The sequence below is a fragment of the Streptomyces sp. NPDC004539 genome, from assembly GCF_040610055.1.
Taxonomy (GTDB): domain Bacteria; phylum Actinomycetota; class Actinomycetes; order Streptomycetales; family Streptomycetaceae; genus Streptomyces.
Genome location: NZ_JBEXLS010000010.1, coordinates 233,129 through 245,038, shown reverse-complemented (window position 1 = coordinate 245,038; position 11,910 = coordinate 233,129). Strand labels below are relative to the sequence as shown.

The window sequence follows — 11,910 nt, the reverse complement described above, 5'->3', positions numbered from 1 at the left end:
CGCGGGAGGGCGAGCGGTCTGGGGCACACGGCTGGAGGGACGCGCGCGGTCTACCGTTCGAGGTCCGTCCTGCTCACCGCGTGCCCCGCCCCGTACCCCTCCGCCCGCGCCCTGATCTCGCCGCCCCGGACGCGTACGGCGGTCTCGGTGCCGTCGTCCGACGCGGCGCCCACCGCTTCCGCCGCCGTGCCCTCCTCGTCCAGGACGATCCGCACGCGCGGCAGGTCCCCCGGCGCGAACACCCGCCGAAGACACCCGGCCAGATCCGCGACGCGCAGCCGGACCAGACGGCCCGTCTCGGCGGGGTCGGACGTCACGACGACGAACGTCGCCCCCTCCCCCACCGCCTCGCGCACGGCCCCCAGGCGCCCCGCCCCCAGGACGACGACGACCCCGTCGCCCCCCAGATCGACGGGCTCGCCGGTGAGTTCGTCACGGAGCCCGGCGGGCGGGGTCCACGGCTCGCGCACGGCTCGCGCCGGCGCGACGTAGGCCAGGTGGGGAGGGGGTTCACCGGGACCGAAGTCGGGGCCGGAGGCGAGTGCGCCGAGGTGTTCCGCCGCCCGGGACAGGTCGAAGGGGTCACCGGCGCCGGGCGCCTTCTCCGCCAGGCCCGCCGCGCCGTGCAGCAGGGTCAGGGCGAGGTCGGCGGTGCGGACGGGCGGGGTGTCCGCGTCCAGGCTCAGCGCGAGCAACAGCGCTTCGAGGCGCAGGAGTTCGGCGAGGGCGGCGCGGGTCGGGGCGGTGTCGACGACGCCGGAGAGGGAGCGGAGCTGGAGGTGGCCGCTGGCGGGGGTGTCGCCGGCCAGGGGGAGCCGCTCCAGCCAGACGCGGGCGAACGCGCCGAGCGCCGCGCCGGTGGACTCCGGTGACCGCAGGGGCGGCCGGGCCAGGTCGCGGGCCCGTTCGGCGTCGTCCGTCAGCACCGCGAGGTACAGCGCGCGTTTCCCCGCGAAGTTCGAGTAGACCGCGCCCCGTGTGAGGTCGGCGCGTTCGGCGATGCGGTCGACCTTGGCGTCGGCGTAGCCGTGCTCGGTGAACTCGCGGCGGGCGGCGACGAGTACGGCGGCGCGGGTGCGTTCCTGCTGCTGGGCGCGGGTGAGTCTCGCCATGGTGTCCCCTTCGGTTCGAGCTGTGCCATGATACCGGGACCATCCAGATGTTGACGTCATCCGAAAACAGTGAACATCTCGAAACCTCTTCTGGAGACCCCATGCCCCTCCCGGTCCTGCACGCCCTGCGCTGCACCGGCGCCGCGAGCCCCACACGCCTCGGCGCGTTCACGGGGCTCGACGAACCGGACGTCGAGTCCGCGCTCATCACCCTCGGCGTCGAGGGCTTCGTGACCCGCTCGTACGGCGCGTGGGCGCTCACCGAGGCGGGCCGTACGGAGAACGTCCGGCGGGTCGCCGCCGAACTCGACGCGGCCGGTGCCCGGGGCTCGCTGCGGGCGGGGTTCGAACGGTTCCTGGCGCTCAACCCGGAGCTGCTCGACCTGTGCACGGCCTGGCAACTCCGGCTCGCCGACGGCACCTCGAGCGCGAACGACCACACCGACCCCGCCTACGACGCCCGGGTCGTGGACCGGTTCGCCGACCTGGACCGCCGGTTCGCCCCCGTCGGTGCCGAACTCGCCGCCGCGCTCCCCCGGTTCGGCCGCTACCGGCTGCGGCTGACCGGCGCCCTGGAGCGTGCCGTCGCCGGTGAGCCGGAGTTCCTGACGGACAGCACGGCGTCGTATCACACGATCTGGGCGGAGTTGCACGAGGACCTGCTCGTCACGCTCGGGCTGCCGCGATGAGGTGGGTGCGGCCGGTGTCGGCCGGACTCGACGGCGAGGCGGCGGACCTGGGCAGCAAGGCGCTCGGTCTCGTGCTGCTGCACCGGCTGGGGCTGCGGGTGCCGCCCGCGTTCGCCGTCACGGCGGAGGCGTGCCGTGCCTTCCTGCACGAGCGGCGGCTCCCGGACGGGCTCCACGAGGAGTTGGCGGAGGGTGTCGCCGGGCTCGAACGCGCCACCGGCCGGACCCTCGGCGGACCGGACCGGCCCCTCGCGGTGTCGGTCCGGTCCGGGGCCGGGGTGTCGATGCCCGGCATGCTGGACACGGTCCTCGGCCTGGGCCTGACCACCGCCGCGACGGCCGCTCTGGCCGCCGAGACCGGCGACGAGGGGTTCGCGGAGGACTCCCGCGACCGTTTCCTCACGAGCTTCACGGCGACGGTCCCCGGACCCGTGCCGGACGACGCCCCCACCCAGCTCGTCCGCGCCGTCGAGGCGGTCTTCGCCTCCTGGGAGTCCCCCCGCGCCCGCACCTACCGCGCGCTCCACGGCCTCCCGGACGGGCCGGGCACCGCCGCCGTGGTCCAGGTCATGGTCTTCGGCAACCGCGACCCGCGCAGCGGCACCGGCGTCGCCTTCAGCCGCGATCCCGTCACCGGCGAGCACACCCCGTACGGCGACGTCCGCTTCCGCGCCCAGGGCGAGGACGTCGTCTCGGGCACGCGGCCGGTCCTCCCGCTGCGCGAACTCGCCGACCACGACGATGAGTTGTGGACGGAGCTGGGCGACGCCCTGCGCCGTGTCGAGGCCCACTACCGCGACGCCTGCTACACCGAGTTCACCTTCGAGTCCGGCGAGCTGTGGCTGCTCCAGGTCAGGCCGGCCCGCTTCACCGGGGCGGCGGCGGTCCGTACGGCCGTGGAGCTGGCCGAGGCCGGGACCGTCGACCGGCGTGAGGCGCTGCGCAGGGTCTCGCCGCGCGACCTCGCCCGCGTCCCCCGCATCGGCTCGCCGAGGACCGTCGCGGCCCGGGGCACCGGCGCCTGCCCCGGTGTCGCCGTCGGCCGGGTCGTGACGACGGCGGAGGCGGCGGTCCGCGAGGCGCGGCGGGCCCCGGTCGTCCTGGTCCGCCCGGAAACCTCCCCCGCCGACCTCGCCGGTGTCGCCGCCGCCGTCGGGATCGTCACCGAGCGCGGTGGTCCGGCGAGTCACGCGGCGGTCGTCGCCCGCGCCCTGCGCAAGCCGGCGGTCGTCGGCACGGGCGCCCTCCGCCTCCCGGAGGGCACGCTCGTCACCGTCGACGGCACGACCGGCGAGGTCGCCCTCGGCACCCCGCCGATCGTCACGGACCCGCCGGGCGACCACCTCCGCCACCTGCTGGCCTGGGCCGACGAGGTCTCCGGCGACCCTGCCCCGCGCGCCGAGGCCGACCGCCTCACCGCCGCCCACCGAGCCCTGGGAGCCGTCTGACATGCCCACCCGTCACGTGTACGCGATCCGCCACGGCGCGGCGAACGCCTTCGGTGAGCTCACCGGCGCCGGAGAGCTCCAGTCCGACCTGATCGGCCGCCGCCTCGCCGCGCTCCCCGTCGACACGGTCTGGCACTCCCCGCTGCCCCGCGCCGCGCACTGCGCCCGCCTCCTGGCCGCCCACCTCCCGAGCGCCCCCGTCCGCGAGGCCCCGGAACTCGTCGATCACATCCCCTGCGTCCCGTCCGAGGCGCCGCCCGCCTGGGCCGCGTTCTTCGACGGGTACGGCCCCGACGACGCCGCCGACGCGCGCCGCCGGGCCGACGCCCTCACCGCCCGGTTCGCCCGCCCCGCAGGCGTCGAGACGCACGAGGTCCTCGTCACCCACGCCTACCCGATCGCCTGGCTGGTCCGGGACGCCCTCGACGCGCCGCCCGTGCGCTGGCTCGGCCTGGAGAGCGGGAACACGGCGCTCACCGTGCTCCAGTACCGGGACGGCGTCCCGCCCACGCTCGTCGGCTACAACGACATGGGCCATCTGCCCGCCGAGCTGCGCTGGACGGGCTTCGGACCGGGAACGCGCCCCTGAACAGCCGCGTCACCGCCGCCCGCCGCTCCCCCGGTACGCCCCCGGCGGCACCCCGTACCTCTCCCTGAACGCCCGGCTGAAGTGGAACGCGCTCGCGAACCCCGAGGCAGCCGCGACCCGTTCGGCGGTGAGGTCGGTGGTCTCCAGGAGGCGGGCGGCGTGCCGGAGGCGGGCCTCGCGCAGGGCGCGCATCGGGGACAGGCCGAGGTGTTCGGTGAAGAGGTGCGCGAAGCGGGACGGCGACAGCGCGACGGCCCCGGCGAGGGAGGCGACCGTGTGCGGGGCGCCGGGGTCGGCGGCGATCAGGGTCTGCGCGCGCTGGACACGCTCGTCCACGCCGGGCGGCGCCGGGCTCGGCGCGGCGGCGGCCAGCAGGAGGGCCTCCTCCAGCGCGCACAGGGCGAGTTCACGGGCGACGGCGCTGTGCGCGACGGCGACCTCCTCGGCCGGCCTGACCGGCTCGCCGCCCGTCCAGCGCGCGTCGTCCAGCATCCGCCGGAACGCCGACTCGACGCGCCCGCGCAGGAGTTCGGGCACGGGTCCGGTCGTATGGACGCCGTCGCCGGCGTCGTACGGGCGAATCCACGGGGTCCAGGCGGGTCTCACCTGGCAGTGGGCCCACCAGAACTCCCAGGTGGCGGCGGAGGGGCTGACGGCGTAGCGCTGGGGGACGCCGGGGGCCAGCAGGGCGAAGTCGCCGGGGCCGACCGGGAGTTCGGTGCGGCCCTGGCGGAGCAGGCCGGCGCCCGCGGTGGTCCAGATGACCAGCCAGCTGTCCGATCCGGTCGGCCGGTCGACCGCGTACCCCGTCTCCCTCTCGAACCGTCCGACCACGACGAGCCCCGGTGGCGGCGACGGGTCCGCGGCAGTCTCGGTCAATCCCTCAGCACGCACGGGCATCCTCCTGCCGGGTCTTCCCGCCTAGTTTCTCGTTCCATGACAGCCACAGGCATTCTGGACCGGTTCCAGCAGGACGGGTACGCGATCGTGCGGGGGCTCTTCTCGTACGACGAGGTCGAGCGGGTGCGCGGGGAGTTCGCGGCGCTCCAGGCGGCGGGGCGGGAGGTGCCGGGGCACTTCCGGCCGCGTGCGGGGGACGATCCGCTGGACGCGTATCCGCGGGTGATGCAGCCGCACGAGATCAACGAGGCCGCCCGGGAGATGCTCCTCGACGCCCGGCTGCGGGGGGTGCTGGAGGAGCTGCTCGGGGAGGAGGTCCTCGCCGCGCAGAGCATGTTCTACTTCAAGCCGCCGGGGGCGCGGGGGCAGGCGCTGCATCAGGACAACTTCTATCTGCGGGTCGAGCCGGGGACGTGCGTGGCGGCGTGGGTGGCCTGCGACGACATCGACCGGGAGAACGGGGGGCTCGAAGTCGTCCCCGGCACCCACCTGTTGGACCTGTTCTGCCCCGAGGAGGCCGACGAGTCGGTGTCGTTCGCCCGCGAGTACGTGGCCCCGCCGCCCGGTCTGTCCGCCGTGCCGGTCGACATGGCGCCGGGTGACGTCCTGTTCTTCAACGGCAGCCTCGTGCACGGCTCGCAGCCGAACCGGACCGCCGCGCGCTTCCGGCGGTCGTTCATCGGGCACTACGTGGGGCGGTCGGCCGAGCGGATCGGGGCGTACTACCGGACGGTGGAGATGAGCGGGGAGCGGGTGGTGCTGGCGGAGAGCGAGGGGGCGGGCCCCTGCGGCACGGAGTTCGCACCGCAGGGACCGCACTAGCGGGTCGGGCGCCGACGGGTCGGGTACCGGCCGGGTGGGGTACGGGCCGGGTCAGTGACCGGCGATGGGGTGCGGGGCGTAGGGGCTCTCCAGTTCCTCGATCTCCTTGTCGGTCAGCTCCAGCTCGACCGCGGCGACGGCGTCTTCGAGGTGCTTCGGCTTGGCGGCGCCGACGATCGGGGCCGTGACCGTGTCCTGGTGGAGGAGCCAGGCCAGGGCGACCTGGGCCCTCGGTACGCCCCTGGCCTCGGCGATGCGGGTCACGGCCTCGACGATCGCGCGGTCGCCCTCCTGGTAGAGGGTGGCGCCGAAGTCGTCGGTGGCGCTGCGGCCGGTGGCCGCGTCCCAGTCGCGGGTGAGGCGGCCCCGGGCCAGCGGGCTCCAGGGGATGACGCCGACGCCCTGGTCCGCGCAGAGGGGGAGCATCTCGCGCTCCTCCTCGCGGTAGATCAGGTTGTAGTGGTTCTGCATCGACACGAACCGGGTCCAGCCGCCCCGGTCCGCCGCGTGCTGCATCTTCGCGAACTGCCACGCGTACATCGAACTCGCCCCGATGTAGCGGGCCTTGCCCGCCTTCACCACGTCGTGCAGCGCCTCCATGGTCTCCTCGACCGGGGTGTGCGGGTCGAAGCGGTGGATCTGGTAGAGGTCGACGTGGTCGGTGCCGAGGCGGCTCAGGCTGTGGTCGATCTCGGTGAGGATCGCCTTGCGGGAGAGGCCGCCCCCGTTGGGTCCGGGGCGCATCCGGCCGTGCACCTTCGTGGCGAGGACGATCTCGTCGCGGTCGGCGAAGTCGGCGAGGGCCTTGCCGACGATCTCCTCGCTGGTGCCGTCGGAGTAGATGTTCGCGGTGTCGAAGAAGTTGATGCCCGCGTCCAGGGCCTGCCGGATCAGCGGGCGGGACGCCTCCTCGTCGAGCGTCCACTCGTGCGTGCCCCGGTCCGGGAGGCCGTACGTCATGCAGCCGAGACAGATCCGGGAGACGTCCAGGCCGGTCGAACCGAGCTTCACGTACTGCATCGTTGCTGCTCCTGCCGTCGGAGTGGGTGACAGAGGGGAGCGTACGTCCGCCCCGTCGCCGCTCCGCAAGGCATTTCAGGTGACGGCCCGGCGTGGGAGCGGCACGCTCCCCCGGCGCCGTGCGCATCCTCGGTCCGGACGACCGGTACGGGCCGATCGGCGAGGTGCGGGAGGCTGCGGTGCGGGTACGTCGGATCGGGCTGGGGGCGCTGGCGGCGGGGGCGCTGCTGGTGGCGTGGGCGGGCGGGCCGTCGGCATGGGGGGACACACCGGGGACTCCCCCGCGAGCCCCGGCCCTCTCGCGAGCCTCGGCCCCTTCGGAGGGCCCCGCCACCTTGTGCGCCTCCGTCGGCACCCTCCGCGCCCCCGGTGGCCAGTTCGCCCGCGTCAGCCTGTGCGCGGGCAGCGGCACCCCGGTGATGGCGCTGTCCGCCCCCGCCACCTGCCGCCGCCCAGGCGTCCGCCCGGTCTGTCTCACCTCCGGCACCTGGACGGCGACCCGCGACGGTGTACCGGTCGCCTCCGGAACCCTGCCGGGCTCGACCCCGTACCCCGGCCCCGGCACCTACGAGGTGACGGCGGCCGTCCGCGTCCGTTCGGCGCCCGCCGGGGTGGAGCTGGCGGGCACGGTCCGGGCGGTGTTCACCTTCACCGCGCCCGCCGCGAAGCCGACGCACCGGATCGAGGTGGACCGGCGCACCCTGTCCCGGGACTCCGTGACGACCCTGACCTACACGGTGTCCCGGGACAGTGAACAGGGCGACGGCAGCGGGCGGTTCGGGCTGATCGGCGAGGAGGGCACGGAGCTGACGACGTCCGACGCCCGCTGTGTGAACCCCCTGGTCGGCCGGTACCCGGAGCGGGCGCGGACCATGAACGCGCTGGACTGCGCCCTGACCGACCTCCAGCCGGGCAACCCCTCCACGGTCGTCGTCCGGGCCGTCGCGAAGGACCGCTGCGGCACGGTCGTCTCGAAGCTGGGCTACTGGATGCCGCGCGGCCAGGCCCTCTACACGGGCGGCATGCTGGAGGGCCCGGCCGTCGGCTGCCCCGCTAGCGCACGCTGATCGCGGAGACGGGGCAGGCGCGGGCCGCCTCGCGGACGAGGGGGTCGTCGGGGTGGTCCGGGAGCAGGGTCGAGAAGCCGTCGTCGTCCTGGGTGAAGACCTTGGGCGCGGTCAGGGCGCACTGTCCGGCGCCGATGCAGACGTCCGTGTCGATGTCGATGTCCATGCGCGGAGCCTCTTACCAGGTCACGGGGAGTTCCAGCATCCCCTGGATCGTGTCGCCGGGTTTCCAGGGGATGGTCTCGGCGGGGGCGGCGAGGGCGAGGCCGGGCAGCCGGGTGAGGAGGGTGCGCAGGGCGATCTCCAGTTCGGCGCGGGCCAGGTTCTGGCCGAGGCACTGGTGGATGCCGAAGCCGAAGGAGACGTGGTGGCGGGCGGGGCGGCGCAGGTCGAGGGTGTCGGGGTCGTCGTAGGCGGTGGTGTCGCGGTTGACGACGGAGGTGGCGAAGACGACGCCCTCGCCGGCCCTGATGGTCGTGCCGTCGACGTCGATGTCCTCCAGGGCGACGCGCAGCAGGCCGTCGACGATGGCCAGCAGCCGCATCAGCTCCTCGACGGCGCCCGGCAGCAGGGCGGGGTCGGCGCGGAGTTCGGCGAGGCGGTCGGGGTGCTGGAGGAGGGTGTAGACGCCGAGCGAGATCATGTTGGCGGTGGTCTCGTGGCCGGCGACGAGCAGGATCAGCGCGATGTCGATGACGCCCTCGCGGTCGAGTTCGCCGTCCGCCATCCGGCGGTGGACGAGCATGTCGAGGACGCCGTCGCCGGGCGGGCCGGTGCGTTTGCGGTCGGTCAGGTCGCCGAGGTAGTCGCGCAGGAGCCGGCGTGCCTCGCGGGCCTCGTCCTCGGTCCTGCCGCGCAGCAGGCGCCGGGACTGCTCCTCGAAGAACTCGTGGTCGGCGTAGGGGACGCCGAGCAGGGCGCAGATCACCATCGAGGGGACCGGGAGCGCGAACGTGGGGACGAGGTCGGCGGGCGGGCCCTGGGCGAGGAGGGCGTCGATCCGGTCGTCCACGATCCGCTGGACGGCCGGGCGCAGTCCTTCGGCGCGGCGCAGGGTGAAGTCCGCGATGAGCATGCGGCGTTGGGTGCGGTGTTCGGGTTCGTCGACGCCGACGACGGCCAGCCTGCGGTCGCTCATCGCCTTGATGCGCGGTGAGGTGCCGGGGAAGCCGGGGCGGGTGCGGTCGGAGGACAGGCGTGGGTCGGCGAGCAGGGTGCGGGCGAGGGCGTGGCCGGTGACGACCCAGGCGGGGGTGCCGTCGTAGAGGGTCGCGCGGGTCAGGGGGCGGTCGGTGCGCAGCGTGTCGTAGGCGGCGGGCGGCTGGTAGGGGCAGGTGCGGTCCTGCGGGAAGGCGAGGGGGGCCGGTCGCGTCATGGAAGACCTCGCAGAGCTGGGCGGAAGTGGATTCCGACGTACCGCCCCCCATTAGATGCCTCAAGCATCTAATGGGGCGACGTGGAGTTCGGCCAGATGGGCGGGCCCGGCGATCTGGCCGGAACTCCACCCTCCGGACGCTGCGGTGATCGGTTCCGGCTGTGAGGATGATTCCGAAGCTCACGCGTGTTCACAGGGATGCGACACGAGCACGTCGTACGACTTGACGAAGAGGATGGTTGCCATGCCGCTCGAAGGCGAGTACGAGCCCAGCCCGACGCAGTGGGTGCGGGAGCAGGTGGAGCTGTACGAGAAGTCCGGCGGGACCGAGGGGACGACGCTGCTGGACACGGGGCTGCCGGTGATCGTGGTGACGACCAAGGGCGCCCGGAGCGGCAAGATCCGCAAGACGCCGCTGATGCGCGTCGAGCACGAGGGCCGGTACGCGCTGGTCGCCTCGCAGGGCGGCGCCCCCACGCACCCCGTCTGGTACCACAACGTGACGGCGGACCCGCGGGTCGAGCTCCAGGACGGGCCGGTCAAGCAGGACATGACGGCTCGCGAGGTCACCGGCGAGGAGAAGGCCGCCTGGTGGGAGCGCGCGGTCGCGGCCTACCCGCCCTACGCGGAGTACCAGGAGAAGACGGACCGGGCGATCCCGGTGTTCGTGCTGGAGCCGGGCGCGTAGAACTCTCACAGGAGATCCGCGGCCCGGCAGGTGTGAATCCCCGCCTGCCGGGAACGCGGTCATCGGGCCCCGCCGCGCTCCCCCGTCGCGGCGGGGCTTTCTCATGCCCGGATGCGACTTCCTGGACACCTGTCCAGCTATAGTGGACACCTGTCCAGGAAATTCGGAACCCGAGGAAGTCGAGAAGGTCATGGAAACGGTCGCGAACGTGCTGGTCGCGCTGATCGCCCTGCTGCACGCCTACATCCTGGTGCTGGAGATGTTCCTGTGGCAGAAGCCGCCGGGCCGCCGCTTCCACGGCTTCGACCCCCAGTTCGCGGCGGCCACCGCGAAGCTCGCGGCCAACCAGGGCCTGTACAACGGCTTCCTCGCGGCGGGCCTGGTCTGGGGCCTGGTCGCGGCCGACCCGACCGGCTTCCGCGCCCAGGTCTTCTTCCTGTCCTGCGTGATCGTCGCCGGGGTGTACGGCGCGGCGACCGCGAACCGGCGCATCCTGTTCGCCCAGGCCGTGCCCGGCGCGATCGCCCTGGCCGCCGTGCTGATCGCGCAGTGACCCGCGCCGCGCCCGAGGACCCGCGGGCCGCCCGCACCCGGGCGAGGCTGCGGGCGGCGCTGCTCGCGGAGTGCGCCGAGCGCCCGCTGGAGGAGGTGAGCGTGGCCGCGCTGGTCCGGCGGGCGGGGGCCGGGCGGGCCACGTTCTACGTCCACTACACCGATCTGGAGGACCTCGCGGTCGACGCGTGCGCGGACGTCGTACGGGAGGCCGTCGAGGCGCTGCACGCCTGGCAGGGGCGGCCGGACCCGGTCCGCGCGCCGGCCGCCCTGCCGGAGTTCTTCGCCTCGCTCACTCCCCATCTCGCCCTGTACCGGCGGCTGTTGACCCCGGGCGGGGGCGGGCCGCTGGGGCTCGTGCTCCACCGGGACCTGCGCGCGTACTCCCTGCGCGAGCGGGAGCGGGCGGGGGCCGCCGACGCCGCGCTGGTCGCCTCGGCGGTCGCGGCGACCTTCGCGGGGGTGCTGGGCGACTGGCTGCACGGACTGCTGGAGGGGACGCCGCGTCAGATAGCCGACCAGGTCTGGCAGTTGCTGGTCGCGCTGCACGCCAGCCGCTGAACTCTCAGATGACGAGCACCGGTTTGACCGTCTTGCCGTCGGTCATGTCCTGCACGGCCTGCCCGATGTCGTCGAACGCGTACGTCCCGATGAGCTTCTCCAGCGGCAGCCGCCCCGCCTTGACCAGCCCGACCAGCGTCGGGATCAGGCTCTGCGTCTCGCTGTCCCCGAGGGTCAGCCCGACGACCCGCTTCCCGCTCAGCAACCCGTTGACGTCCAGGGCGACCTCGGTCCCGAAGGGCGGCGCGCCCACGACGACGAGCGTGCCGCGCGCGGCGAGCGCGTCGACCCCGGCCCGCAGGACGGCCGTGTTGCCGGTCGTCTCCACGACTCCGTCGGCGCCGGTGATCTCGCGTACGTCGGTGAGGGTCCGGGTCGCCCCCAACTCCCGTGCCAGGTCGAGCCGTTCGGGCACCCGGTCGACGGCGACGACCTCGGTGGCCGGGGAGAGCGCGGCGGCCATCACCGCCGAGAGGCCCACCGCGCCGGCGCCGAGGACGACGACTGTGCTGCCCGGCTGCGGCTTGAGCACGTTCCAGACCGCGCCCACCCCCGTCTGGACCCCGCAGCCCAGCGGGGCTATCGAGGCGAGCGGCACGTCCGGGTCGACCCGCACGAGGCTCCGCTCGTCCACCAATGCCCGTTCGGCGAACGAGGACTGGCCGAAGAAGTGCCCGCCGAGCAGCTCACCGTCCCGGGTGACGGTCGTGCTCCCGTCCGCCCGGCGCCCGCCGATCAGGTTCAGCGCGAGCCAGTCGGCGCAGTAGGCGGGGTGCCCGCCGCGGCAGTTGCGGCACTCCCCGCAGGACGTGAAGGACAGCACGACGTGGTCGCCGGGCACCACCGAGGTGACGGCGGACCCGACCGCCTCGACGACCCCCGCCCCCTCGTGCCCGAGCACCCCGGGCAACGGGAACGGCAGCCCGCCGCTCGCCACCCCGAGGTCGGTGTGGCAGAGCCCGGCCGCGACGATCCGGACGACGGCCTCGTGCGGGCGGGGGTCGTCGAGGGTGACGGCGGAGAAGGTGAAGGGGGCGCCGCCGGACTCGACGACGGCGGCTCGGGTGGTGAGGGGCATGGGTGAACT

General features: G+C 74.3%; 14 protein-coding genes. 8 read left to right on the top strand and 6 right to left on the bottom strand.

Translation table 11 applies throughout. The annotated features are described in order from the left end of the window. Positions 1-50: 50 nt before the first annotated feature. A complete protein-coding gene (locus ABZX85_RS22515; RefSeq protein WP_355871297.1) occupies positions 51-1,112 on the bottom strand; it encodes a helix-turn-helix domain-containing protein in 1,062 nt (353 codons plus the stop codon). Positions 1,113-1,213: 101 nt separating this feature from the next. Here ABZX85_RS22515 and ABZX85_RS22510 point away from each other — a divergent pair, with 101 nt between their 5' ends. Genes ABZX85_RS22510 through ABZX85_RS22500 form a run of 3 tightly spaced genes read left to right on the top strand, consistent with a single transcriptional unit; the run spans position 1,214 to position 3,838 of the window. Further along, complete coding sequence (locus ABZX85_RS22510; RefSeq protein WP_355871294.1) at positions 1,214-1,801, top strand: transcriptional regulator; 588 nt, start codon at positions 1,214-1,216, stop codon at positions 1,799-1,801. Between the two features lie 14 nt (positions 1,802-1,815). After that, entirely contained in the window at positions 1,816-3,249 is a 1,434-nt protein-coding gene (locus tag ABZX85_RS22505) for a pyruvate, phosphate dikinase (protein WP_355871292.1), read from the top strand. 1 nt (position 3,250) lies between these two features. Beyond that, positions 3,251-3,838 carry a histidine phosphatase family protein gene (locus ABZX85_RS22500; protein WP_355871289.1) on the top strand — a complete coding sequence of 196 codons (588 nt, stop codon included), beginning with the start codon at positions 3,251-3,253 and terminating at the stop codon, positions 3,836-3,838. 9 nt (positions 3,839-3,847) lie between these two features. Here ABZX85_RS22500 and ABZX85_RS22495 read toward each other — a convergent pair whose 3' ends face one another. Next, a complete protein-coding gene (locus tag ABZX85_RS22495) occupies positions 3,848-4,738 on the bottom strand; it encodes a helix-turn-helix domain-containing protein (protein WP_355871286.1) in 891 nt (296 codons plus the stop codon). A 36-nt stretch (positions 4,739-4,774) separates the two neighbouring features. Between ABZX85_RS22495 and ABZX85_RS22490 the strand changes: the two genes are divergently transcribed. Beyond that, entirely contained in the window at positions 4,775-5,560 is a 786-nt protein-coding gene (locus tag ABZX85_RS22490) for a phytanoyl-CoA dioxygenase family protein (RefSeq protein WP_355871283.1), read from the top strand. A gap of 51 nt (positions 5,561-5,611) precedes the next feature. Here the strand turns inward: ABZX85_RS22490 and ABZX85_RS22485 are convergent, their stop codons facing one another. Then, on the bottom strand, positions 5,612-6,580 hold the full coding sequence (locus tag ABZX85_RS22485) for an aldo/keto reductase (protein ID WP_355871280.1): 969 nt from the start codon (positions 6,578-6,580) through the stop codon (positions 5,612-5,614). Positions 6,581-6,672: 92 nt separating this feature from the next. Between ABZX85_RS22485 and ABZX85_RS22480 the strand changes: the two genes are divergently transcribed. After that, the gene (locus ABZX85_RS22480) at positions 6,673-7,647 is read left to right on the top strand and encodes a hypothetical protein (RefSeq protein WP_355871277.1); all 975 of its coding nucleotides are present in this window, start codon (positions 6,673-6,675) and stop codon (positions 7,645-7,647) included. On the opposite strand, the gene ABZX85_RS22475 is transcribed toward ABZX85_RS22480, so the two are convergent. Then, positions 7,634-7,813: a ferredoxin gene (locus ABZX85_RS22475; protein WP_355871274.1), complete on the bottom strand. Its 180-nt coding sequence runs from the start codon at positions 7,811-7,813 to the stop codon at positions 7,634-7,636. The two genes, ABZX85_RS22480 and ABZX85_RS22475, sit on opposite strands and share 14 nt — an antisense overlap. A 12-nt stretch (positions 7,814-7,825) precedes the next feature. Continuing rightward, positions 7,826-9,022, bottom strand: a complete 1,197-nt coding sequence (locus ABZX85_RS22470; protein WP_355871271.1) for a cytochrome P450 — start codon at positions 9,020-9,022, stop codon at positions 7,826-7,828. A gap of 244 nt (positions 9,023-9,266) precedes the next feature. Here ABZX85_RS22470 and ABZX85_RS22465 point away from each other — a divergent pair, with 244 nt between their 5' ends. From ABZX85_RS22465 to ABZX85_RS22455, 3 genes are all read left to right on the top strand, one after another. Further along, positions 9,267-9,710, top strand: coding sequence for a nitroreductase family deazaflavin-dependent oxidoreductase (locus ABZX85_RS22465; RefSeq protein WP_355871268.1), 444 nt, complete (start codon positions 9,267-9,269; stop codon positions 9,708-9,710). A gap of 190 nt (positions 9,711-9,900) precedes the next feature. Continuing rightward, positions 9,901-10,263, top strand: a complete 363-nt coding sequence (locus tag ABZX85_RS22460) for a DUF1304 domain-containing protein (protein WP_355871265.1) — start codon at positions 9,901-9,903, stop codon at positions 10,261-10,263. Continuing rightward, on the top strand, positions 10,260-10,823 hold the full coding sequence (locus ABZX85_RS22455) for a TetR/AcrR family transcriptional regulator (protein ID WP_355871262.1): 564 nt from the start codon (positions 10,260-10,262) through the stop codon (positions 10,821-10,823). The genes ABZX85_RS22460 and ABZX85_RS22455 overlap by 4 nt, the downstream gene beginning before the upstream one ends. A gap of 4 nt (positions 10,824-10,827) precedes the next feature. Here the strand turns inward: ABZX85_RS22455 and ABZX85_RS22450 are convergent, their stop codons facing one another. Beyond that, a complete protein-coding gene (locus ABZX85_RS22450; RefSeq protein ID WP_355871259.1) occupies positions 10,828-11,901 on the bottom strand; it encodes an NAD(P)-dependent alcohol dehydrogenase in 1,074 nt (357 codons plus the stop codon). Positions 11,902-11,910: the final 9 nt, after the last annotated feature.

Excerpts from the sequence above, each read along its gene's own strand:
- ABZX85_RS22490 (WP_355871283.1), top strand. The coding sequence starts at position 4,775 with ATGACAGCCACAGGCATTCTGGACCGGTTCCAGCAGGACGGGTACGCG.
- ABZX85_RS22475 (WP_355871274.1), bottom strand. The coding sequence starts at position 7,813 with ATGGACATCGACATCGACACGGACGTCTGCATCGGCGCCGGACAGTGC.
- ABZX85_RS22450 (WP_355871259.1), bottom strand. The coding sequence starts at position 11,901 with ATGCCCCTCACCACCCGAGCCGCCGTCGTCGAGTCCGGCGGCGCCCCC.
- ABZX85_RS22515 (WP_355871297.1), bottom strand. The coding sequence starts at position 1,112 with ATGGCGAGACTCACCCGCGCCCAGCAGCAGGAACGCACCCGCGCCGCC.
- ABZX85_RS22495 (WP_355871286.1), bottom strand. The coding sequence starts at position 4,738 with ATGCCCGTGCGTGCTGAGGGATTGACCGAGACTGCCGCGGACCCGTCG.
- ABZX85_RS22485 (WP_355871280.1), bottom strand. The coding sequence starts at position 6,580 with ATGCAGTACGTGAAGCTCGGTTCGACCGGCCTGGACGTCTCCCGGATC.
- ABZX85_RS22460 (WP_355871265.1), top strand. The coding sequence starts at position 9,901 with ATGGAAACGGTCGCGAACGTGCTGGTCGCGCTGATCGCCCTGCTGCAC.
- ABZX85_RS22510 (WP_355871294.1), top strand. The coding sequence starts at position 1,214 with ATGCCCCTCCCGGTCCTGCACGCCCTGCGCTGCACCGGCGCCGCGAGC.
- ABZX85_RS22500 (WP_355871289.1), top strand. The coding sequence starts at position 3,251 with ATGCCCACCCGTCACGTGTACGCGATCCGCCACGGCGCGGCGAACGCC.
- ABZX85_RS22470 (WP_355871271.1), bottom strand. The coding sequence starts at position 9,022 with ATGACGCGACCGGCCCCCCTCGCCTTCCCGCAGGACCGCACCTGCCCC.
- ABZX85_RS22465 (WP_355871268.1), top strand. The coding sequence starts at position 9,267 with ATGCCGCTCGAAGGCGAGTACGAGCCCAGCCCGACGCAGTGGGTGCGG.